This is a genomic window from Bacillus cereus group sp. N6 (assembly GCF_016483705.1).
In the GTDB taxonomy this organism is placed as follows: domain Bacteria; phylum Bacillota; class Bacilli; order Bacillales; family Bacillaceae_G; genus Bacillus_A; species Bacillus_A wiedmannii.
Genome location: NZ_JAEHBI010000031.1, coordinates 1 through 19,767 on the forward strand (window position 1 = coordinate 1; position 19,767 = coordinate 19,767).

Genomic DNA, 19,767 nt, shown 5'->3' on the forward strand with positions numbered 1-19,767 from the left:
AGTTAGTTTGTCTAGCATCTAAAAATAAAAATTGACGTTTCACGTTGTTTGTTTCGTTCAGTTTTCAAAGAACTACTCGGTCGCTCATTTGCGACTTCCTTATGTTAACATCTTCGTTTTTCGATGTCAACTAAGTTTTTTAATTTCTTTTTTGTCGTTTTCTGCATTTCCGCATCAGCGACGGTTATTAATATATCATGTAGTATATAAGGGGTCAATACTTTTTATAAAAAAATTCACATCCCGTTAAAATCTTAAAACCATGTTCCAAAAACCATTATAGTCTCCCTTCATTCTGCATCATACTCCATATCTCATATCTTATCGGTTTATCACGTTTACGAACGAGTGAAAATTCTAAATTTTATGTTATATTATTATTATAGGAGTGTGATGCAAATGAGCATTAAGTATTCGAACAAAATCAATAAAATCCGGACCTTTGCATTAAGTTTAGTATTTATCGGCCTCTTCATTGCATACTTAGGTGTCTTTTTCCGTGAAAACATTATTATTATGACAACATTTATGATGGTTGGCTTTTTAGCTGTTATCGCTAGTACTGTCGTTTACTTTTGGATTGGCATGTTATCTACTAAAACTGTACAAATTATTTGTCCAAGCTGCGATAAGCCGACCAAAATGCTCGGTCGTGTCGACGCATGTATGCATTGCAACCAACCTTTAACAATGGATCGAAATCTAGAAGGAAAAGAATTTGATGAGAAATATAATAAGAAGAGCTATAAATCATAGGCATATATAGGTACAATGTGCCCTTACAAAACTAAACGTTAAAAGGTGATTTCTTTGTTAAGAAATCACCTTTTGTATTTATCTTTAATTAAATTAGGTTCTTCACTGAACGTTTTAAATCCTCCTGAACCTAACGTAATTCCCATATATAATAAAGAAAGAGGGAGACGTTTACGTCTCCCTCTTTCTTTATTATATATTACGCCTTATGACACTCTGGACAAACGCCATAAATTTCTAAGCGATGACTATTAATAACGAAGCCTGTCGTTTTCGCAGCTTCCTCTTCAAGCTGTTCCAAACCTCCATAAGGAAAATCAACAATCTTACCACATTTTTCGCAAATCACATGATAATGTTGACTTGTAACATAATCAAATCTACTTGAAGCGTCTCCATAAGTTAATTCCTTTACAAGTCCAACCTCTTTAAATACACGTAAGTTATTATAGACAGTTGCAACACTCATATTTGGAAACTTACCTTCTAATGCTTTATAAATGTCATCCGCTGTTGGGTGCGTCATAGATTCCACAAGGTACTCTAAAATAGCATGACGCTGTGGAGTAATGCGTACACCCGTATTTTTCAGCATTTCTAGCGCTTCTTTTAATTCTTCTTTGACCACCGTCATGCACCCCGATTCTATACGGATTATTATTTTATAATTCTTATAAAGAGTGTACTCCTTTTCTTATAAATCGTCAATATTTCTACTATAAGTATGTGGTTTATTTTTGTATATAGCCTTATTCTTATATATCCTTCCCCATTTTCTATACATTTACATAGAAAAAAAGTGCGACATAATCGCACTTGGAATACTATCATCTGAGGAGGTATGCCCTACACTTCACTTTATGTAAGACGATAAAATATGTATAGACACTCGCCTTACTTCTATATATTTTATCTCCACAATGAATTTACTTTATATAAGAAAGAACCTCTTCAGTATGTCCCTTCACTTTCACTTTACGCCACTCTTTTACAAGCTCACCGTCTTTATTAATAAGGAATGTAGAACGCTCGATTCCCATATACTCTTTTCCAAAGTTCTTTTTCAATTTCCAAACATCGTATAATTCCGCTACCTTATGATCTTCATCTACTAAAAGTACAAATGGAAGCTCATGCTTCTCAATGAATTTCAGATGTCTGTTCGCTGAATCAGGACTTACACCAAGAATAACTGTATCTTTCTCTTGAAATAATCCATACGCATCGCGAAAATCACATGCTTCAGTTGTACACCCTGGAGTCATATCTTTCGGATAAAAATATAGCACTACGTTTTTACCACGAAAATCAGCTAAGCGAACTTGTTCCCCGTTACTTCCCTCTAATGTAAATTCTGGAGCCATTTCTCCTACTGTGATCATTGTTATCACTCCTACTCTTTTCTTTACTATATCAAATGCTATCTTATTTTTCATTGTCTATTACAGACCTCATTACAAAAGCAAACGGTAATGTATATCCAATTAGCGCTTCTGCAATCGCAATCCATCTCCCTATTCCAATCGGAGCTATATCACCGTACCCAACGGACAATAAAGTAACTGCGCTAAAATATAAGCAAATTTCTACAAGTTGAAAAGATTGGGCATGCAAGCTTTCTCCATCTTCTTTCAAAACTGCAAAACCCATTTCTTCTAATACAACATAACTTAACCCAAACGCAATCAATACCGTTGTATAAATTAAAAATAAGGAAGCTAAATTATAAAGCGAAAAGAAACGCCTAGAATCTGAATATGAACTCCATAACAATTGGACACTTCTCAAAATAGCAATTGCTGCAATTAATAGAATAAATCCCCATAACATGTCCTCCACCTCATTTTATATGTATGAGACGGCCATTGGATTTATCCCTTAGAAACAAACAAGCTTCTATAATTAATTCCCAGCACCACGGTACCTTTTTACCCCTTGATTCCAAAGAGTAATTGCAATCGTAAAACAGATAACACCAACGAATGGTGTTGCAAATGCATAGCTATTCCACTCTGTTTTTCTTAAAAAGTATGCTGCTGGATACACTCCGACAAACGCAAATGGTAAAACAAACGTTAAAATGAAGCGAATCACACGGTTATAAATGTTAACAGGATAGCGACCATAGTTACCTATGTTATACATTAGCGGCATAATTGAACTTTTCGCATCCGACCAAAAACCAAGGCTCGCAAGCGTAACAAATATCCCTCCGTATACAAGTGCTCCTCCTCCTACCATCAGTAAGAATAAGAAGAAATCGTACCAGTAAAAAGATAATTGCAGCTCCACTGCTGCATATCCCATTACAATTATTCCTGTAATCGCTCCAATTAAAGATTCCAGTTCCATTCTTTCTAATATAATTTGAAATAAACTATGAATCGGTCTCGTTAATATACGATCCATTTCTCCTTTAATAATGTAACGATCATTAAAGTCCCATATGTTAAAGAAAGCTGAGAAAATGGCAAACGGCACTAAAAAGAAACCATAAATAAAGATTACTTCTTCTCTACTCCAGCCCTTTAATGCTTGTGTATGCCCAAACACAACGAGAATAAAGATTAAATTAACAGCCTGTAGTGCTAAATCAGAAAGTAATCCAACGATAAAATCGCCCCGATACTCCAATTTTGTTTTTATATATTGGCTTGCATATTGCAAAAATAGGTTTATATATATCATCTCATCATCCCCCTTGTACAATTAGACGTTTTCTCGCCGTTCTCCACATGAGTACAATTGGAATAATAAGTACAATTGCCCAAATTACTTGGAATAATAATGCCTCATACAATTTACTTCCTTGTATACCTTCTGAAAAAATCATACTCGGAATATAACTAATCGCCTGAAACGGTAAAAACATCATTGCCTTTTGGGCCCATAACGGATAAAAACTAATTGGTAATAATAGACCTGAAAATAAATCAATAACGACACGTTTCGCATACATAATTCCACTATTATTAAATAGGAAGAACGTGAGCATTCCCGTCATTAAATTAATTTGTGTATTAATAATAAAACTAAATATTAAAGATAAGAAGAAATATAACCACGTTTGAAAATTCGTTGTAATTTGCAATGAAAATAATAAGGTAACGATAACCATACCTGGAATTGAAAAGAAAGCAAAACGAAATATTCCTTCACCAAGACCTTGCATCACTTTCATGCCTAAATAGTTATATGGACGAATGAGTTCTACTGCTACACGTCCTTCTTGAATCTCCATCGCAATTTCCCTGTCTATATTATTAAAATAAAAAGCACGTGCCATCCACGCAATTGCGATATAAGTAGTCATTTGCGAAATAGATAAACTTTCAATATTCTCTTTTCCACTATAAATTGCTTGCCATAAAAAATAATACGCACCGATATTAATTGTATAAATTAAAATCCCACTATAATAGTTTGTACGATACGCAAGCATCATTAAAAAGCGAATCCGAATCATTTCAATGTACTTACCCATGTTTAATACCTTCTTCATAAATGTTACGAATAATTTCCTCTGTAGATACTTCGTTAATTTTTAAATCTTTAATTTGAAAGGCTTGTACTACTTTAGAAATAAGCATTGAAATGATAACTTCTTCATTCGGTATTTTTGCAACCCACGCGTTTTCCTCTTTCGCTTTCGACCAAACGACATGACTATCTGGCATAACCATTGATAAAGCCTGATAGGAAACTGGTGCAATAAATTGAAAATGGATTTCCTTCTCTGCTCCCCACTGTGTACGAAGATTATTTAAAGAACCGTCATACATAATATTTCCTTCATCCAGCATGATAACGCGCTCACATAAAGCTTCAATATCAGTAATATCATGGGTTGTTAATAAGATTGTTGTTTTATAACGTTCATTCATTTCTTTTAAAAATTCACGTATTTTTAATTTCACAAGAACATCCAACCCAATTGTTGGTTCATCTAAAAATAATAACGGTGGATTATGAATTAATGCTGCCGCTAATTCACAACGCATTCTTTGACCTAGAGATAACTTTCGAACTGGCTTATCTAATAAAGGACCAATATCTAACGTTTCAATCACGTGTTCCATATGCTCTTTATACTGAGCGTCTGATACACCGTACACTTTTTTTAATAAACGAAAAGATTCTTGTACAGCAATATCCCACCAAAGTTGTGAGCGTTGACCGAAAACAACACCAATTGTTCTTACGAATTCTTCTCTCTGCTTATGCGGGTTCATCCCATTTACTAAAATTTCTCCTGATGTCGGAGTCAAAATCCCCGTAAGCATTTTAATAGTTGTTGATTTACCAGCACCGTTCTCACCGATATATCCAACCATTTCACCTTGTTTCACATTAAAAGATACATCATTTACTGCTGGTACTATTTTATAATTACGATTTAATAAATCGCGAAAAGCACCCTTTAATCCCGGACGACTTGAATAGGCTGTAAACTCTTTACGTAACCCTTGTACCTCAATTACCGATTTCATAATCGGACCCCCCTTCCTAAATGTCACAACGAATAGTTTACCCAACTGCCTTCTCTATCACAAACAATACGTCTTTTCGAAAAACATGTTAGAATAATACATAGATTTTTGTAAGGAGATGAATTGTAGTGAAATTCACAAAATCAGAAGCATTACATAAAGAAGCTTTAGAACATATCGTTGGTGGCGTTAATAGTCCTTCTCGTTCTTTTAAAGCAGTTGGCGGCGGCGCTCCTGTTGCTATGGAACGTGGAAAAGGTGCTTATTTCTGGGATGTAGACGGAAATAAATATATCGATTATTTAGCAGCATACGGTCCTATTATTACTGGACATGCTCACCCGCACATTACAAAAGCAATTACAACAGCTGCTGAAAATGGTGTACTTTACGGAACACCAACAGCACTAGAAGTAAAATTTGCAAAAATGTTAAAAGAAGCAATGCCTGCATTAGATAAAGTCCGCTTCGTAAACTCTGGTACTGAATCAGTAATGACAACAATTCGTGTCGCTCGTGCTTACACAGGCCGCACAAAAATTATGAAATTTGCTGGTTGTTACCACGGTCATTCTGATTTAGTACTTGTAGCAGCTGGATCTGGCCCTTCTACGCTAGGAACTCCTGACTCAGCCGGTGTACCACAAAGTATCGCTCAAGAAGTTATTACCGTTCCATTTAATAATGTAGAAACTTTAAAAGAAGCATTAGATAAATGGGGACATGAAGTAGCAGCTATCCTTGTAGAACCGATTGTTGGAAACTTCGGTATTGTAGAGCCAAAACCTGGCTTCCTTGAGAAAGTGAATGAACTTGTTCACGAAGCTGGTGCACTAGTAATTTATGATGAAGTTATTACTGCTTTCCGCTTCATGTACGGTGGTGCTCAAGACTTACTTGGCGTAACACCAGACTTAACAGCGCTTGGTAAAGTTATTGGCGGCGGACTTCCGATCGGTGCTTATGGTGGTAAGAAAGAAATTATGGAACAAGTTGCCCCGCTCGGACCTGCATATCAAGCTGGTACAATGGCAGGAAATCCTGCTTCTATGGCATCCGGTATCGCTTGTCTAGAAGTTCTTCAACAAGAAGGTCTTTATGAGAAATTAGATGAACTTGGTGCGATGCTTGAAAAGGGAATTTTAGAGCAAGCTGCAAAACATAATATCGATATTACATTAAACCGACTAAAAGGTGCTTTAACTGTATACTTCACAACAAATACAATTGAAGATTACGATGCAGCACAAGATACAGACGGTGAAATGTTCGGTAAATTCTTCAAGCTTATGCTTCAAGAAGGAGTTAACTTAGCACCTTCTAAATACGAGGCATGGTTCTTAACGACAGAACATACAAAAGAAGATATCGAATATACAATTGAAGCTGTAGGCAGAGCATTCGCTGCTTTAGCGGATAATAAATAATCCCTTCATTAAAAAGGAAAAAAGAAAGCACATCTTTCTTTTTTCCTTTTTTCTATTTCATAAATCCCTTATTAATAGTATAATTATTCATAATTATCTGTTTTATTTTTCTTTTATATCCTTACTATCCTTGTATATAAGGCTGCTCACGCCTTGAATAGTAAGATTATTCAAACTTCAATAAAAGGGGGGATTGACGGATGCTCAATAAAACAAATACATGGACACCGTCTTTATTTCGAGATTATAAAAATGCAGAACATGATGCGTGTGGAATCGTTTCCGTTATGGAGAAACGAAAAGTTGCCACGAAAGAAAACATTGATCTTTGCATACAATCACTTGTCAAAATGAATCATCGAGCTGGTTTCATTAATGGTGAAGGAGATGGTATCGGAATTCACATTGATGTCCCAAAAGCACTTTGGAATGAAAAGCTGAAAAATAACGGATACAATCCAACGATTGTGGATCATCCCCACTTTATCGTTGGACATTTTTTTCTAAACAAAAACGCAAATATCGTTAATTTAAAAAATCATATTCGTACGCAATTAAATAACGAAAGTTTTACTATTATTTTTGAAAGTGATGATGTAATAAATTCCGATGCACTCGGTCCACTTGGTAAACAGGAAGAACCTTTATTTTGGCAAGTTGCTCTTATCGCAGAAAATAAAGTTGAAAATGTTGAGCAAACATTATTTTCAGTAACGATAAAAATAGAGGAAAACGAAGCGATTCATGTTGCTTCATTAAGTCGTGACCATGTTGTATATAAAGTTCTAGGCGCTGGGGATACACTTGTTGCCTATTACAATGATTTACAACATCCACTTATCGCTTCAACTATGACACTAGGACATAACCGCTATTCTACTAATACATTATCTAATTTTTTTCGTGTACAACCATTTAGCATTCTCGGACATAATGGTGAAATTAACACAATTGCAAAATTACGTGATCAAGCTGACATGATTCATGTTCCACTTACTGCTGGGGGCAGTGACTCCCAAGATTTAAACCGCACCTTAGAAACTCTACTTGTTCAATACGACTACAGTTTATTTGAAGCAATGGATATACTATTCCCACCAATTATTAATGAAATGAAACTTTATGAACCGCATTTACAAGATTTATATACGTATATACGTGAAGCTTGGGGCCATTTTGCGCAAGGTCCAGCTGGTATTATTTCACGTTATAAAGATGAGGCTGTTTTCAGCGTTGATTCCCTTGGACTACGACCAGTATGGAAAGTAGAGACAGCGAGTTCTTATGTTTTCTCTTCTGAACCTGGAGTTGTATCACCAACTGAATATGTAGCAGAACCAAAACCACTCGCTCCTGGAGAAAAAGTCGGTCTAAAGTGGAATGAACAAGATGAACTTGTACTCTACGAATACGATGACTACCAAACTCAAGTATATAACCGTTTTAAAAAGCGAGTTGATACTAAAGATTATCATTTAAACTTATCTATCCCTGAAACGAAAGAAATCCCAGGATTATGTGATTCTATACAAGTCGAAACGAAACAATACGTTGCTTTCGGATGGGACCGAGAACATATTCAGCTTCTTGAACAGATGGCAACAAAAGGCGTTGAGCCAATTCGCTCACTTGGGCATGACTCACCACTTGCAGCACTCGATACTGATAGACGAAATATCGCTGATTTCATTAAGGAAAGTGTAGCCGTTGTTACAAATCCAGCAATCGATCGTGATCGAGAGGTCGAGCACTTCTCCACACGAACAATACTTGGAGAGCGCCCAAGTTTATTAAGCGGAGCTAAACGGCCATTTGTAGTTGAGATGCTTTCCCCCATTATTTTAGAAGGAAGTGTAGCACAATCTATTACAGAGGAATTACACACAATTACGTACGAACAACTTATAGAGCTATTCAATACTCATAGCTCTATCGCTACAATCTCTGCTACATTCAGTCCGACAGAAACTTTACAATGCGCCTTAAATCGAATTAGTTCTGAAGCGATAAAGGCCGTGAACGATGGAGCTTCCCTACTATTAATAGACGATGCCAACGCTCATCTAAATGAACAGTTATGGATTGATCCGCATTTAGTTACCGCTAAAGTACATCAAGTATTAAGCGAAAATAAATTACGCCGAAACTGCTCTCTCGTTATACGTTCTGGTGCCCTTCGCTCCTTACATGATATCGTCACACTGTATGGATTAGGAGCAGATGGTATGAATCCATATTTATTATTTGCAACCGTAAATGATGGAACAAAAACGCCAATTACGAATTTGTATAATGCTCTTAATAAAGGACTAGAAAAAGTCATTTCAACAATTGGAATTCATGAATTACGTGGTTACGGCCGCCTCTATTCTTCTATCGGATTACATGAGGAAATCGCAAATATATTACAAATTACGAATTTCTTCGGTTCAAATGATTTAGCTTTTTCGCTTGAATCACTTGCTGAAGATGCACAATTGCGAGCGGATGATTATAACAATCCTAAAGTTAGAATGCGAAAATCTTTTCATATATTCCCGCGAATTTGGAAAGCAATCGGCGATGTCGCAAAAGGAAATTCTTATGATGATTACCGTGACAAATTAAGTGAGTTAGAAGAAAATAATCCAATCGCGATTAGACATCTTGTTCAAACGAAAGAAACAAAACATGTCGTTCCGGCTGAAGAAGTATCCATCAGCATTCAAAATCATGATTTACCATTTATTATTAGTTCCATGTCATTCGGTTCTCAAAATGAAATTGCCTTTCGTGCATATGCAGAAGCGGCCGATCGGCTAAATATGATTAGCTTGAACGGTGAAGGCGGCGAAATTAAAGATATGATTGGAAAATATCCACATACACGTGGACAACAAGTTGCATCTGGGCGATTTGGTGTAAACGCCGAACTACTAAATTCATCAAACTTAATTGAAATAAAAATTGGGCAAGGCGCAAAGCCTGGTGAAGGCGGACATTTGCCTGGTTCAAAAGTAACAGCAAAAATCGCTGAAGCGCGTAATGCTACAATTGGCTCTGATTTAATTTCACCTTCTAACAACCATGATATTTATTCCATTGAAGATTTAGCTCAAATGATTACAGAAATTAAAACGGCTAATCAACTTGCGAAAGTAGTTGTAAAGGTCCCTGTTGTCCCTAACATTGGAACAATTGCTGTCGGTATCGCAAAGGCTGGTGCTGACTTTATTAACATTAGCGGATTTGATGGTGGTACAGGTGCCGCACGTATTCACGCGTTGCAACATGTAGGCCTTCCTGTAGAAATTGGTGTGAAAGCCGCTCACAATGCTTTATTAGAAGCAAATATGAGGCAAAAGGTAGAAATTTGGGCTGACGGTGGTATTCGAAGTGTTAATGATGCCTTGAAAATCATGCTCCTTGGGGCAAACCGTATTGGATTTGGTACATTATCCATGATTGCAATCGGCTGTACAACTTGCCGCGGATGTCATCTAGATACTTGTCACGTTGGAATTGCAACACAAATTGAGTCTGAAGCTCAGGCGAAAGAACACGGATTACGCCGCTTCGTCCCGCGCGAATTAGAAAGCGCCGTTGCTGGATTATTACATTTATTCACCACTTTTGGCGTAGAACTAAAACGATTAACAGGAAATCTTGGTTATACAAATTTACAAGAAATTGTCGGACATTCCGATTTATTAGAACAAGTTCGAGGCGAAAATTTATTAGACTTATGTAATTTACTACAAACGATAGAACACCCATCTGTTACAAAAACAGAATACGTACCAGAAAAACAATTTGAAACAGTTCATTCCCCTCATTCAAAAGAATTAGTAGGCGTTGGCGTAGAGCAACGCGTTATGGGTGGTCTAGAATCTTGCTATCGCGTTCGTAGTAAATTATATGAAGACACGAAGCTTGAACCACTTACATTAAAGTATACGAATGGCTCTATTCCTGGAAATGGATTAGGTGCTTACAATAGTGAGAACTTATTTATACACGTAAATGGCGGTGCACAAGATGGTATTGGTAAAACCTCCTTTGGTGGTGGTATTTATATAACGAAAGCAAAAGGAAAAGACGGCATATATTATAACGGTTCTGTCGGAAAAGGTTTTGGGTACGGTGCACAAAAAGGATCGCTATACGTTCAAGGTAACGCTGATGCTCGCGCTGGCATTCGCCTCTCTGGAGCAGACATGATAATTGGAGGGCGAATGACAAAGCCACTCCGTGAAAAAGAGCAAGGGAATATAGGTGTATACTCTAATATTAAAGGTTTCGCTTTTGAATATATGACAAATGGGCGAGCGCTTGTTTTAGGGGATCCTGGTCCATGGATTTGTGCTGGTATGACTGGTGGTGTTGTTTATCTACGTCATGATTCAAGCTCGGGTTTAACAGAACACGCCTTAAAAAGAAGAATCGCAAAAGGGGCAAATGTTACATTACAACCAATTAGTAAAAACGGCGTGCAAGATGTGACTGAGTTATTGTTAGATTACATTCGTGTATTAAATGAACATGAGCAATACGAGGAAGTTGCTTTATTAACACCGTTACTCGATGATATGCAGCAACAGTTTTTTGAAATTATCCCGAAAAAAGAGCAGGCTGATCCATCTATCTCAACAGAGTGATATACCAACTTTTCATTTTCAAGAAAAAATTGACGAAGTACACTTCTCATAGTAATCTATAGTAACAATTTGAAACCTGCTGAAATTCAGCAGGTTTTTTCACTAAAAATTGATGTTTAAAAAGAATTAGGAAAAAGTATAAAATGAATCTTAATTTCTTATTAACGTCACTAAAATATCACTTGCTAACATATTGTAATGAATGTATAGTATCATGTTGTACATTCATTATGACAAGAGAAAGGATCTTATTAAGGGTATGAAACTTGGTGCTCGCATTTTAAAAACGGGTATTGCCATCACATTAGCTTTATTTGCTTGTATTTTACTTCAATTACCGAGTCCAGTATTCGCGGGAATCTCAGCTATATTCGCTGTTCAACCGTCTGTATACCGCTCGTATTTAACAGCTCTTGAGCAAATTCAAGCAAACGTCATTGGTGCCGTATTCGCTATCGTATTTGCTACTGCTTTTGGACATAATCCTTTTATTATTGGATTAACATGTATATTAGTAATTGCGCTTACGTTACAATTACGATTAGAAAACACAATATCAATTGCTTTAGTAACAGTTATCGCCATTATGGAGTATCAGGGCGACGATTTCTTTAGTTTTGCCTTACTTCGCTTTGCGACGATTATGATTGGAATTATTGCGGCTTCACTTGTAAATTTAGTGTTTATGCCGCCAAAATACGAAACAAAACTATATCATCGTATCGTTGATAATACAGAAGAAATTGTAAAATGGATTCGAATGAATAGCAGGCAAGCTTCTGATTTTACAACGCTAAAAACTGATATTGATCGTATGAAAGAAAAGATGATTAAACTAAACCATTACTATTTGCTGTATAAAGAAGAAAGAAGCTACACGAAAAAAGTAAAGTTCGCAAAAATTCGTAAGCTCGTTTTATTCAGACAAATGTTAGCGACGACAAGCCGTGCTTTAAGTACGTTAAAATCATTACATCGTACTGAAAATGAACTGCGCTATATGCCAGAAGAATTTCAGGAATCTATCCAAAACGAACTTGACTCATTAACCCATTACCATGAACAAGTTTTATTAAAATTTATTGGTAAAGCAAAAAAACAACAATCCGTTGAAATGCTTGATGAAGTTGAAACAGGTAAACAAGAATTAATTGATATCTTTATGGATTATCAAAACAAGGACGATGAGGAAGCGTATAAAACATGGCTACACCTCTTCCCTCTTATTTCTGCCATTATTAACTATAGTGAAGAAGTAGAGCATTTAGATTTACTTGTGGATAGCTTCTACACATACCATAAACCAGAAGCAGAACTCCAAATCGAAGATAAAAAAGAAGACGAATAAAGAAAACAGCTCCTTTTACGCTAAAGGAGCTGTTTCTGTTATATGTTGAAGTTGATATAAATTGTAATAAAACCCTCTTTTTTTCATTAACTCTTCATGAGAACCTGTTTCTTTAATTTCACCATCTTCAATGTAAATAATCGTATCCACATGTGTAATCGTCGCCAATCGATGTGCGATTACGATCGTCGTCCGATCAGCAGCTAGCGTCTGAAGCGCCTGCTGAATATACCGTTCATTTTCTAAATCTAAAGCGGAAGTCGCCTCATCTAATATAAGTAACGATGGATTCTTTAGAAACACTCTTGCAATCGCTACACGTTGCCTTTGCCCACCAGATAACTTCACACCGCGTTCCCCAACGACAGTATCATAGCCATCAGGTAACTCTATAATAAAATCATGGATTTGCGCAGCTTTAGCAGCTGCAATCACTTCTTCCTCTGCAGCTTTCGGGTTTCCATATAAAATATTTGCCCCGATTGTATCACTAAATAACAAATTATCTTGCAGTACAATTCCAATATGACTACGTAAATTTCTCATATCATACTTTCTAACATCTATCCCATCTACATAAACTGCACCTGAAGAAACATCATAGAAACGTGGGATTAAGCTAGCAAGAGATGACTTCCCTCCCCCACTTGCTCCTACAAGTGCTACCTTCTCTCCTGGCAACATAGTTAACGAAAGGTTATGTAATATCTCTTTTTCATCCGAATTGTAACGAAAAGATACATTATCAAATATCACTTCACCATTTAATTTTGTCGTTTGTACCGCACTTGGCACATTGACAATATCGTATTTTTCATCTAACAATTCAAACACTCGATCCATTGATGCGAAAGACTGTGTTAATGTTGTAGAGGAATTGACAAGGCGGCGAAGCGGACTATACAAACTATCCATATATCCAACAAAGGCAACCATAGTCCCTAATGTTAACTGCCCCTGAATTACTTCATATGCTGCAAAACCGATTACCAGTAACGGGCCTAAATCGGTTAACGTATTCACTGCTGAAAATGTCCTTGCAGTCCAACTCGTATGCGTTAATGCTTTCGTCAAAAATTCATTATTTCTTTTTTCAAACTGCTTACCCTCATACTCTTCTAATGCAAAGCTACGTGTCACTTGCATCCCTTGAATACGTTCATGTAAATACCCTTGCATCGTTGCTAACGCTTGCGAACGCTCTTTCGTTAATTTTCGAAGACGCCCGAAAAAATATTTCACTGCCACTACATAAATAGGTAAAATTAATAACGCAACAAATGTTAATTTTATATTCATAGAAAACATAACAATAATAGCAATTGCAATTGTTGCAGTATCTAGCCAAACATTCATCAAACCAGTAATTACAAAATCCTTCGTTTGTTCTACATCATGGATTACACGTGAAATAAGCTCTCCTGTTTTTGTATTCGAATAATAGCGTAAACTCAACTTTTGTAAATGACCAAAAATATGTTTTCGTAAATCATATAGTATTGTATTTGCGATACGCTGCGCGAAATATTGACGATAATATTCAATTGGCGGTCTTACTACTGCAAAAATAAAAAAAGCAATCCCAACGGCTGTTACTAATTGGGATGTTTTATCTTGAAGTGACCCTCCCCCTTGAATTACATCATCGATAATATATTTTAATAACCACGGCATAATAAGCGGGATGCCGAATTTAACTAGACCAATCATAATCGTAATAGCAATAAGCCATCGATACGGTTTAACAAATTGCAAATATCTTTTTATACCTTGCACATAATCCCCCCTCTAATAGGACAAACCTGCCGGGAAATCCCCTGCAGGTTTGTTTTAATTTCTGTACATTAAATATCTTTCATACCACATATCTACGAAATCTGGCGCGAATGGCCCTTTTCTTTGATGAATCCATTGTGTTAATTGTGCTACATTCCGTTTTAAAATAGTATCAATAACAGGTGGATACTGCATAATTTGACTATGCTTTTCATACTCATCTTCATCTAAAAGCGTATATGTCATATCTGGATATACTTTAATATCTAAATCATAATCAATGTACTTTAATGCTTCAGAATCATATGCAAAAGGTGAGCCTAAATTACAATAATAATATACTCCCTCTTCCCTTAGCATCCCAATGACATTAAACCAATAATTTGCATGAAAATAACAAATTGCTGGTTCACGAGTAATCCATGTTCGGCCATCTGATTCTGTCACTACTGTACGATCATTTGCTCCGATCACAAGGCTCTGTGTCCCTTTTAAAATTGTTGTCTCTTCCCACATTCTATGAATGGAGCCATTATGTTTATAACTATGTATTTGTACTTTTTCTCCTTCTTTGGGAAATCCCATATATGCTCCCTTCTTTCAACTGCAAATGCCCTTTGAGCTGCATTCACTTTTTTTCTATTATAACTTTTTTGTCGAAATTTTAAAACTAAAGCGACAAGACTCTATTTTTCACACTGAATACTATATCCCTAATCTTCTTAGGAGACGGGGCCTTCGCTGAATGATTTACAAACGAGGAAATAGAAATAGAAAAAGCCCTTCCTTATTTCTATCTAAAGAAGGACCTTTCACCGGAAGGTAGCAACATGCCTTACCCTAAATTCGAAATCATTTTTTCAGTCTCAAAAGATTGAATCACACTATTTGTTTGCTCTTCAAATTTCTCATGTAACAGTTTTAACGCTAATTCTGTTCTATATATTTCTTGGCGGATAAAATGTAATTCCTTTTTATCGCACGTATCCTTTTCGCTCATTTCAATTTGCTGATACTTCTCTAGATGAGCTTGTAACTTTAACAACTCATCCATCGTTTCCAATTGCTCTCCTACCAACTTATCAAAGTCGTTCATTACTTACCCCCTTTTGGACTTATTTATCAGTTATTCTTCCTCATTACATATTTCTCATCTTTAACTTCCTTCTCCTTTGACTACATTTGTTGACTTATTAGAAGTTATGTCGTTCACTTTATTTTCATTACTATGACCCAGGCACAAAGAAAACACTTCTCCCGAATTAGAGAAGTGTTTTTCTTTCATTACTGATTTGAACTAGAAGATTGTGATTGTTTTGCAGCTGATTGTGCATTTTGTTTTTTCACAGCATGCACATCTGTTTCAGTTGCGAATTCTGTACCATAACTAGCGTTTGCACTTTGTGCACCAGAAGCTTGTGCTTTCTTTGCTTCTGATTGTGCATTTGCTTGTTTTACTGCTTGTACATTTGTTTCAGTCGCGAACTCTGTACCATAACTAGCATTTGTACTTTGAATGCTAGCACCAGAAGTTGCCTTGTTATAACCTTGTTGTTTTTTACTCATCTTTCTCACCTCCACAACCAATAATGTAACCAATTCACTTAGAAGTTATCCGTGATTTTCTTTTTTTAATCTCCGTATATATCTCTTATCACTCATTCAAACTATAGGAAATGGAGGTGGAAATATGTATATAGGACGCGATATGACTGAACTAACGATGGTTTCAAAAAATGAGTGGAAAGAAGATGAATTAGCTTATTTTCATCACTCATTACAACAGATTTTGCCGTATTTAAATGCAGAAGGTCAAAGTATCTATAAAGAAATTGTAGTAGAAATTGAATCAAGAGGTGGCTTACAACAAGGTGAAGCTAATTGGACTCATGGGACAAAAATTTCTTACGATTAAAAAAGTGTTCCCAATCTAGGGAACACTTTTTTAATTTATTGCATTGTAATTTTCTCAACGCAATTCTCATAAATCGTACGATGCGATTTCGAGAATGGTAACTGCTCAAATGCTTCTTTCGATACAAATTTCAATGTATCTGTTTCAACAATATCACCAGTTACTTTTCCGTAAAATACGAATATATCCCAAGTGCGATGTGTAAATGTATGTTGTACATTCATTGCGTATTCTTCAATAGAAATCGAGAGCTCAAATTTTTCTTTCATATAATCTGTAAGCTGCTCTTTCTGATTCCGAATCCCTTCCCCAAGTTCAGCATTTGGAAACTCCCACATGTTAGCTAATAACCCGGTACTTGGACGTTTATTAATGACGTAACGACCATCTTCTGTTTGAAGTACCCCTGCAACAATCGGTACCATTGTAGGAGCCTTCGCTTTACTTTTTACTGGTAACTCCTTTTGAACACCTTCAGCATATCCTCGGCAATGTTCACGTACAGGACAAAGTAAGCAAGATGGATTTTTTGGAATACAAATTAGTGCACCTAATTCCATCAAACCTTGATTAAAATAAGATGGATTTTCAGCCGAAATAATTTCACGTACAATCTCTTCAAACACTTTTCTAGTTTTCGGTTTTGCAATGTCATCCCATACTGATAAAATGCGAGATAATACACGCATAACATTTCCGTCAACTGCCGGCTCTGGTATACCATATGCGATACTTAAAATAGCACCTTTTGTATAGGGGCCAACTCCTTTTAATTTTTCAATTTTCTTTACATCACTTGGTACTATCCCGCCGTATACTTCTTTCACTTCTTTTACAGCCGCATGTAAATTTCGTGCTCTAGAATAATATCCTAAACCTTCCCATGCTTTTAACACTTCTTCATCACCAGCATTTGCCAAAGCTTCTAGAGTAGGAAACTTCCCCATAAAATTCGCGTAATATGGTTTTACAGCTTCTACCCTTGTTTGCTGCAACATAATTTCCGAAACCCAGACGCGGTATGGATCTTTATTTTTACGCCACGGTAAGTCGCGTTGCTCTTTTTCAAACCAACCAATTAAATCATTTTGAAACTGCTCTATGTTAAAATTATTTAATATTTCAAGTGTCAAACTTGATCCCCCTCATTTTTTTGCATATAAGTACTATTATAAAGATTTTAGGAAAAAATTTAAGTAAGATGACATAGGAAATAGAAGGCAAAGGACTTGAGGTATCGAATAAAAAGAGTTACATTAATAAAAAACGGAGGTGGATTTCTATGGACACAGCCACTCACCTTGTTATGGGCGTTACTCTAGGCAGTTTGGCAACGTTAGATCCAGCCATAGCACAAAGTGATATTGGGCCACAAGCAGTTATGCTTGCTACAATTGCCGGTTCCAATATTCCTGACATCGATACAGTTTTAAAATTGCGTAATAACGCTAAATATATAAGAAATCATCGCGGGATTACTCATTCCATTCCTGCAGTGATTCTTTGGTCATTCCTTATAAGTGGCATCTCTTTCGCCTTCTTTTCACACGCTCCATATTTGCATCTACTACTTTGGTCATTTATTGCCGTCTTTCTTCATGTCTTTGTAGATATTTTCAACGCCTACGGTACCCAGGCATTACGGCCCTTCACAAAAAAATGGGTAGCGCTCGGCATCATTAATACATTTGATACCGTCATTTTCTTTATCCACCTACTCGCGATTGCTTGTATGCTTGTAGGTTCCCATAAAGGGTATACTGCCTTAGCAGCGTATATATTGATGATTATTTACTATATCGGACGGATTATGATGCATAGAAACATACGTAGCGTCGTATATAAACGTTTCAATCATGTGGAGAAAATAATCATTTCCCCTTCTTACAGATTTTATCATTACCATTTAGCAATCGTTACAACTGATTATTACTACGTTGCTAGATGGCATCGTGGTAACATCATGATATATGATAAGTTCGACCGGGTACCGTTCCCAGATAATGCTATTATGCGCGCAGCTAAACAAGATGAAAACATCTCAGCATTTCTATCTTTCTCCCCTGTGTATCGCTGGGACATTTTCGATTATGATCATTATTACGAAGTTCGCTTCATTGATTTGCGCTATCGCAGTAAAGATTATTATCCATTCGTTGCAATCGTTCAACTCGACCACAATTTAAATATTATTAGTTCCTATACAGGATGGATTTTTAGTGAAGAAAAACTTCGAAAAAAACTGGAATTACTTCCACATTAAAAAAAGCGACTTAAGTCGCTTTTTTTAATGTTTCAAATGATCTTCTTGATTGATTAAATGGCTATATTTCGGATTATTTGTACGCATTTCATGAAGGCGACCTCCATGATTATTAATCCATGTTCGTACCACTTGTTCAGTCATTTCATCACCTTGATAACGACCTGATTTAGCATAAGTTGTTTGAAAGTCTTCCCACAATAATTCAACCCACGCACGAGCTTGTGCGTAAGAAAGTTTGTCATTTTTGTCTAACAATTCTTTTGTTAATGTTTCGTGAATATCATTCATGTTCTATTCTCCTTTTACCTATTTATTCCCTTAATTTCTAAAGGATAGTTTCCTCTATTTTGCACATTCTATAAGTGATACTTCTTAAAGAGGTATCAACTGATGATGAGGAGGGCGTTCGCAATGGGTAAACAAGCCGAATTTTGGTCTGAGTCAAAAAACAACAGCAAAATCGATGGTCAGCCGAAAGCGAAATCACGCTTCGCTTCGAAACGACCTAACGGCACAATTAACACGCACCCACAAGAACGTATGCGTGCTGCAAATCAGCAGGAAGAATAGTTCAGGTACAACCTAAAAAATTAACTTCCTACACGAGGTGATAAAGATGAGCTACCGTGATCGCTTAGATAGTCGTTCTGAATTATTTAACCATACGTGGACTCGTCCGAAACATGCAAAGGCGCAAGTTAACGGACAGACGCAACAAACCCAGTCTCTCATTATACTGGCGAATGAATGTAAAAAACGCCAATTTTAGAATCTCCTATCTCCTGTAACGCCTACCAAAGATGAAAACCAGAGAGATATTCGCTCTCTGGTTTTCATTTTTCTTGCAATAAAGAAATCGGTATTCCAATCTCTTCATTATCATTTTGCTTATGTCCCCAAGCAAATACCCCGTTGAAATACGTAATTTCAAATAATATACCAGGTTCTTCTACTAATTCATATGTCTCACCAATATGGAATTTGTTTATATCAGTCATATAAGCACGAGCCATTGCCATCTTGCGCATTAATACATCGAACTCATTTACAATACCAAGCTGCTCTGCCTTTATTGCTTGCTCTTTCAAAACCCCAATTTCTTCCCTTAGCTCATGTGGTGTCATTTCACTGTAGCGCTTTGGCATATTCATC

Annotated in this window: 21 protein-coding genes; 8 read left to right on the top strand and 13 right to left on the bottom strand. The window is 36.3% G+C overall.

The genetic code is table 11. From position 1 onward, the window contains the following. The first annotated feature begins 399 nt into the window (after positions 1-399). Positions 400-756, top strand: a complete 357-nt coding sequence (locus JDS99_RS19890; RefSeq protein WP_000025063.1) for a YgzB family protein — start codon at positions 400-402, stop codon at positions 754-756. Positions 757-955: 199 nt separating this feature from the next. On the opposite strand, the gene perR is transcribed toward JDS99_RS19890, so the two are convergent. The 6 genes from perR to JDS99_RS19920 all read right to left on the bottom strand — a co-directional run bounded on the left by perR (position 956) and on the right by JDS99_RS19920 (position 5,246). Further along, complete coding sequence (gene perR / locus JDS99_RS19895; protein WP_000237831.1) at positions 956-1,384, bottom strand: peroxide-responsive transcriptional repressor PerR; 429 nt, start codon at positions 1,382-1,384, stop codon at positions 956-958. Between the two features lie 298 nt (positions 1,385-1,682). Beyond that, the gene (bcp, locus tag JDS99_RS19900; RefSeq protein ID WP_060486952.1) at positions 1,683-2,138 is read right to left on the bottom strand and encodes a thioredoxin-dependent thiol peroxidase; all 456 of its coding nucleotides are present in this window, start codon (positions 2,136-2,138) and stop codon (positions 1,683-1,685) included. 43 nt (positions 2,139-2,181) lie between these two features. After that, entirely contained in the window at positions 2,182-2,586 is a 405-nt protein-coding gene (locus JDS99_RS19905; RefSeq protein WP_000964347.1) for a potassium channel family protein, read from the bottom strand. Between the two features lie 72 nt (positions 2,587-2,658). Beyond that, positions 2,659-3,444 (bottom strand): ABC transporter permease, encoded by a 786-nt coding sequence (locus JDS99_RS19910; RefSeq protein ID WP_000639385.1) that lies wholly within the window; start codon positions 3,442-3,444, stop codon positions 2,659-2,661. Between the two features lie 4 nt (positions 3,445-3,448). Then, complete coding sequence (locus tag JDS99_RS19915) at positions 3,449-4,240, bottom strand: ABC transporter permease (protein ID WP_000521517.1); 792 nt, start codon at positions 4,238-4,240, stop codon at positions 3,449-3,451. Then, complete coding sequence (locus JDS99_RS19920) at positions 4,233-5,246, bottom strand: ABC transporter ATP-binding protein (protein ID WP_000843640.1); 1,014 nt, start codon at positions 5,244-5,246, stop codon at positions 4,233-4,235. Before JDS99_RS19920 ends, JDS99_RS19915 begins: the two co-directional genes overlap by 8 nt. A 128-nt stretch (positions 5,247-5,374) precedes the next feature. On the opposite strand from JDS99_RS19920, the gene hemL reads away from it, so the two are divergent. From hemL to JDS99_RS19935, 3 genes are all read left to right on the top strand, one after another. After that, positions 5,375-6,673 carry a glutamate-1-semialdehyde-2,1-aminomutase gene (gene hemL / locus JDS99_RS19925; RefSeq protein ID WP_000673249.1) on the top strand — a complete coding sequence of 433 codons (1,299 nt, stop codon included), beginning with the start codon at positions 5,375-5,377 and terminating at the stop codon, positions 6,671-6,673. A 200-nt stretch (positions 6,674-6,873) separates the two neighbouring features. Then, entirely contained in the window at positions 6,874-11,310 is a 4,437-nt protein-coding gene (locus JDS99_RS19930) for a glutamate synthase-related protein (RefSeq protein WP_199695583.1), read from the top strand. Between the two features lie 259 nt (positions 11,311-11,569). After that, positions 11,570-12,658 carry an aromatic acid exporter family protein gene (locus JDS99_RS19935; RefSeq protein WP_000765792.1) on the top strand — a complete coding sequence of 363 codons (1,089 nt, stop codon included), beginning with the start codon at positions 11,570-11,572 and terminating at the stop codon, positions 12,656-12,658. Between the two features lie 15 nt (positions 12,659-12,673). Here the strand turns inward: JDS99_RS19935 and JDS99_RS19940 are convergent, their stop codons facing one another. The 4 genes from JDS99_RS19940 to JDS99_RS19955 form a co-directional block, all read right to left on the bottom strand. Further along, complete coding sequence (locus JDS99_RS19940; RefSeq protein ID WP_199695584.1) at positions 12,674-14,434, bottom strand: ABC transporter transmembrane domain-containing protein; 1,761 nt, start codon at positions 14,432-14,434, stop codon at positions 12,674-12,676. Positions 14,435-14,488: 54 nt separating this feature from the next. Further along, positions 14,489-15,019 carry a nucleoside tri-diphosphate phosphatase gene (gene ntdP, locus JDS99_RS19945; protein ID WP_000506626.1) on the bottom strand — a complete coding sequence of 177 codons (531 nt, stop codon included), beginning with the start codon at positions 15,017-15,019 and terminating at the stop codon, positions 14,489-14,491. A 250-nt stretch (positions 15,020-15,269) separates the two neighbouring features. Then, a complete protein-coding gene (locus JDS99_RS19950; RefSeq protein ID WP_000997582.1) occupies positions 15,270-15,530 on the bottom strand; it encodes a YgaB family protein in 261 nt (86 codons plus the stop codon). Between the two features lie 188 nt (positions 15,531-15,718). Further along, positions 15,719-16,000 carry a gamma-type small acid-soluble spore protein gene (locus tag JDS99_RS19955; RefSeq protein ID WP_000039039.1) on the bottom strand — a complete coding sequence of 94 codons (282 nt, stop codon included), beginning with the start codon at positions 15,998-16,000 and terminating at the stop codon, positions 15,719-15,721. A 124-nt stretch (positions 16,001-16,124) separates the two neighbouring features. Between JDS99_RS19955 and JDS99_RS19960 the strand changes: the two genes are divergently transcribed. Then, positions 16,125-16,349 (top strand): hypothetical protein, encoded by a 225-nt coding sequence (locus JDS99_RS19960; protein WP_048542097.1) that lies wholly within the window; start codon positions 16,125-16,127, stop codon positions 16,347-16,349. Between the two features lie 35 nt (positions 16,350-16,384). Here the strand turns inward: JDS99_RS19960 and mutY are convergent, their stop codons facing one another. Continuing rightward, positions 16,385-17,482 carry an A/G-specific adenine glycosylase gene (gene mutY / locus JDS99_RS19965; RefSeq protein ID WP_046953679.1) on the bottom strand — a complete coding sequence of 366 codons (1,098 nt, stop codon included), beginning with the start codon at positions 17,480-17,482 and terminating at the stop codon, positions 16,385-16,387. A 149-nt stretch (positions 17,483-17,631) separates the two neighbouring features. On the opposite strand from mutY, the gene JDS99_RS19970 reads away from it, so the two are divergent. Further along, positions 17,632-18,612, top strand: coding sequence for a metal-dependent hydrolase (locus tag JDS99_RS19970; RefSeq protein ID WP_060486949.1), 981 nt, complete (start codon positions 17,632-17,634; stop codon positions 18,610-18,612). Positions 18,613-18,636: 24 nt separating this feature from the next. On the opposite strand, the gene JDS99_RS19975 is transcribed toward JDS99_RS19970, so the two are convergent. After that, on the bottom strand, positions 18,637-18,903 hold the full coding sequence (locus tag JDS99_RS19975; protein WP_000997857.1) for a YfhJ family protein: 267 nt from the start codon (positions 18,901-18,903) through the stop codon (positions 18,637-18,639). Between the two features lie 123 nt (positions 18,904-19,026). Between JDS99_RS19975 and JDS99_RS19980 the strand changes: the two genes are divergently transcribed. Next, positions 19,027-19,185: a small, acid-soluble spore protein K gene (locus JDS99_RS19980; protein ID WP_000517891.1), complete on the top strand. Its 159-nt coding sequence runs from the start codon at positions 19,027-19,029 to the stop codon at positions 19,183-19,185. A gap of 46 nt (positions 19,186-19,231) precedes the next feature. Next, the gene (locus JDS99_RS19985; protein ID WP_000122093.1) at positions 19,232-19,384 is read left to right on the top strand and encodes a YpzG family protein; all 153 of its coding nucleotides are present in this window, start codon (positions 19,232-19,234) and stop codon (positions 19,382-19,384) included. Positions 19,385-19,448: 64 nt separating this feature from the next. Here JDS99_RS19985 and JDS99_RS19990 read toward each other — a convergent pair whose 3' ends face one another. Next, on the bottom strand, positions 19,449-19,766 hold the full coding sequence (locus JDS99_RS19990) for a YfhH family protein (RefSeq protein ID WP_001057030.1): 318 nt from the start codon (positions 19,764-19,766) through the stop codon (positions 19,449-19,451). Between the last annotated feature and the right edge of the window lies 1 nt (position 19,767).

What these genes read in the sequence shown, in the direction of transcription:
- JDS99_RS19890 (WP_000025063.1), top strand. Translation starts at nt 400, where the DNA reads ATGAGCATTAAGTATTCGAACAAAATCAATAAAATCCGGACCTTTGCA.
- bcp (WP_060486952.1), bottom strand. Translation starts at nt 2,138, where the DNA reads ATGATCACAGTAGGAGAAATGGCTCCAGAATTTACATTAGAGGGAAGT.
- JDS99_RS19905 (WP_000964347.1), bottom strand. Translation starts at nt 2,586, where the DNA reads ATGTTATGGGGATTTATTCTATTAATTGCAGCAATTGCTATTTTGAGA.
- JDS99_RS19910 (WP_000639385.1), bottom strand. Translation starts at nt 3,444, where the DNA reads ATGATATATATAAACCTATTTTTGCAATATGCAAGCCAATATATAAAA.
- JDS99_RS19915 (WP_000521517.1), bottom strand. Translation starts at nt 4,240, where the DNA reads ATGGGTAAGTACATTGAAATGATTCGGATTCGCTTTTTAATGATGCTT.
- JDS99_RS19920 (WP_000843640.1), bottom strand. Translation starts at nt 5,246, where the DNA reads ATGAAATCGGTAATTGAGGTACAAGGGTTACGTAAAGAGTTTACAGCC.
- JDS99_RS19930 (WP_199695583.1), top strand. Translation starts at nt 6,874, where the DNA reads ATGCTCAATAAAACAAATACATGGACACCGTCTTTATTTCGAGATTAT.
- JDS99_RS19935 (WP_000765792.1), top strand. Translation starts at nt 11,570, where the DNA reads ATGAAACTTGGTGCTCGCATTTTAAAAACGGGTATTGCCATCACATTA.
- ntdP (WP_000506626.1), bottom strand. Translation starts at nt 15,019, where the DNA reads ATGGGATTTCCCAAAGAAGGAGAAAAAGTACAAATACATAGTTATAAA.
- JDS99_RS19950 (WP_000997582.1), bottom strand. Translation starts at nt 15,530, where the DNA reads ATGAACGACTTTGATAAGTTGGTAGGAGAGCAATTGGAAACGATGGAT.
- JDS99_RS19955 (WP_000039039.1), bottom strand. Translation starts at nt 16,000, where the DNA reads ATGAGTAAAAAACAACAAGGTTATAACAAGGCAACTTCTGGTGCTAGC.
- JDS99_RS19960 (WP_048542097.1), top strand. Translation starts at nt 16,125, where the DNA reads ATGTATATAGGACGCGATATGACTGAACTAACGATGGTTTCAAAAAAT.
- JDS99_RS19970 (WP_060486949.1), top strand. Translation starts at nt 17,632, where the DNA reads ATGGACACAGCCACTCACCTTGTTATGGGCGTTACTCTAGGCAGTTTG.
- JDS99_RS19975 (WP_000997857.1), bottom strand. Translation starts at nt 18,903, where the DNA reads ATGAATGATATTCACGAAACATTAACAAAAGAATTGTTAGACAAAAAT.
- JDS99_RS19980 (WP_000517891.1), top strand. Translation starts at nt 19,027, where the DNA reads ATGGGTAAACAAGCCGAATTTTGGTCTGAGTCAAAAAACAACAGCAAA.
- JDS99_RS19985 (WP_000122093.1), top strand. Translation starts at nt 19,232, where the DNA reads ATGAGCTACCGTGATCGCTTAGATAGTCGTTCTGAATTATTTAACCAT.
- JDS99_RS19990 (WP_001057030.1), bottom strand. Translation starts at nt 19,766, where the DNA reads ATGAATATGCCAAAGCGCTACAGTGAAATGACACCACATGAGCTAAGG.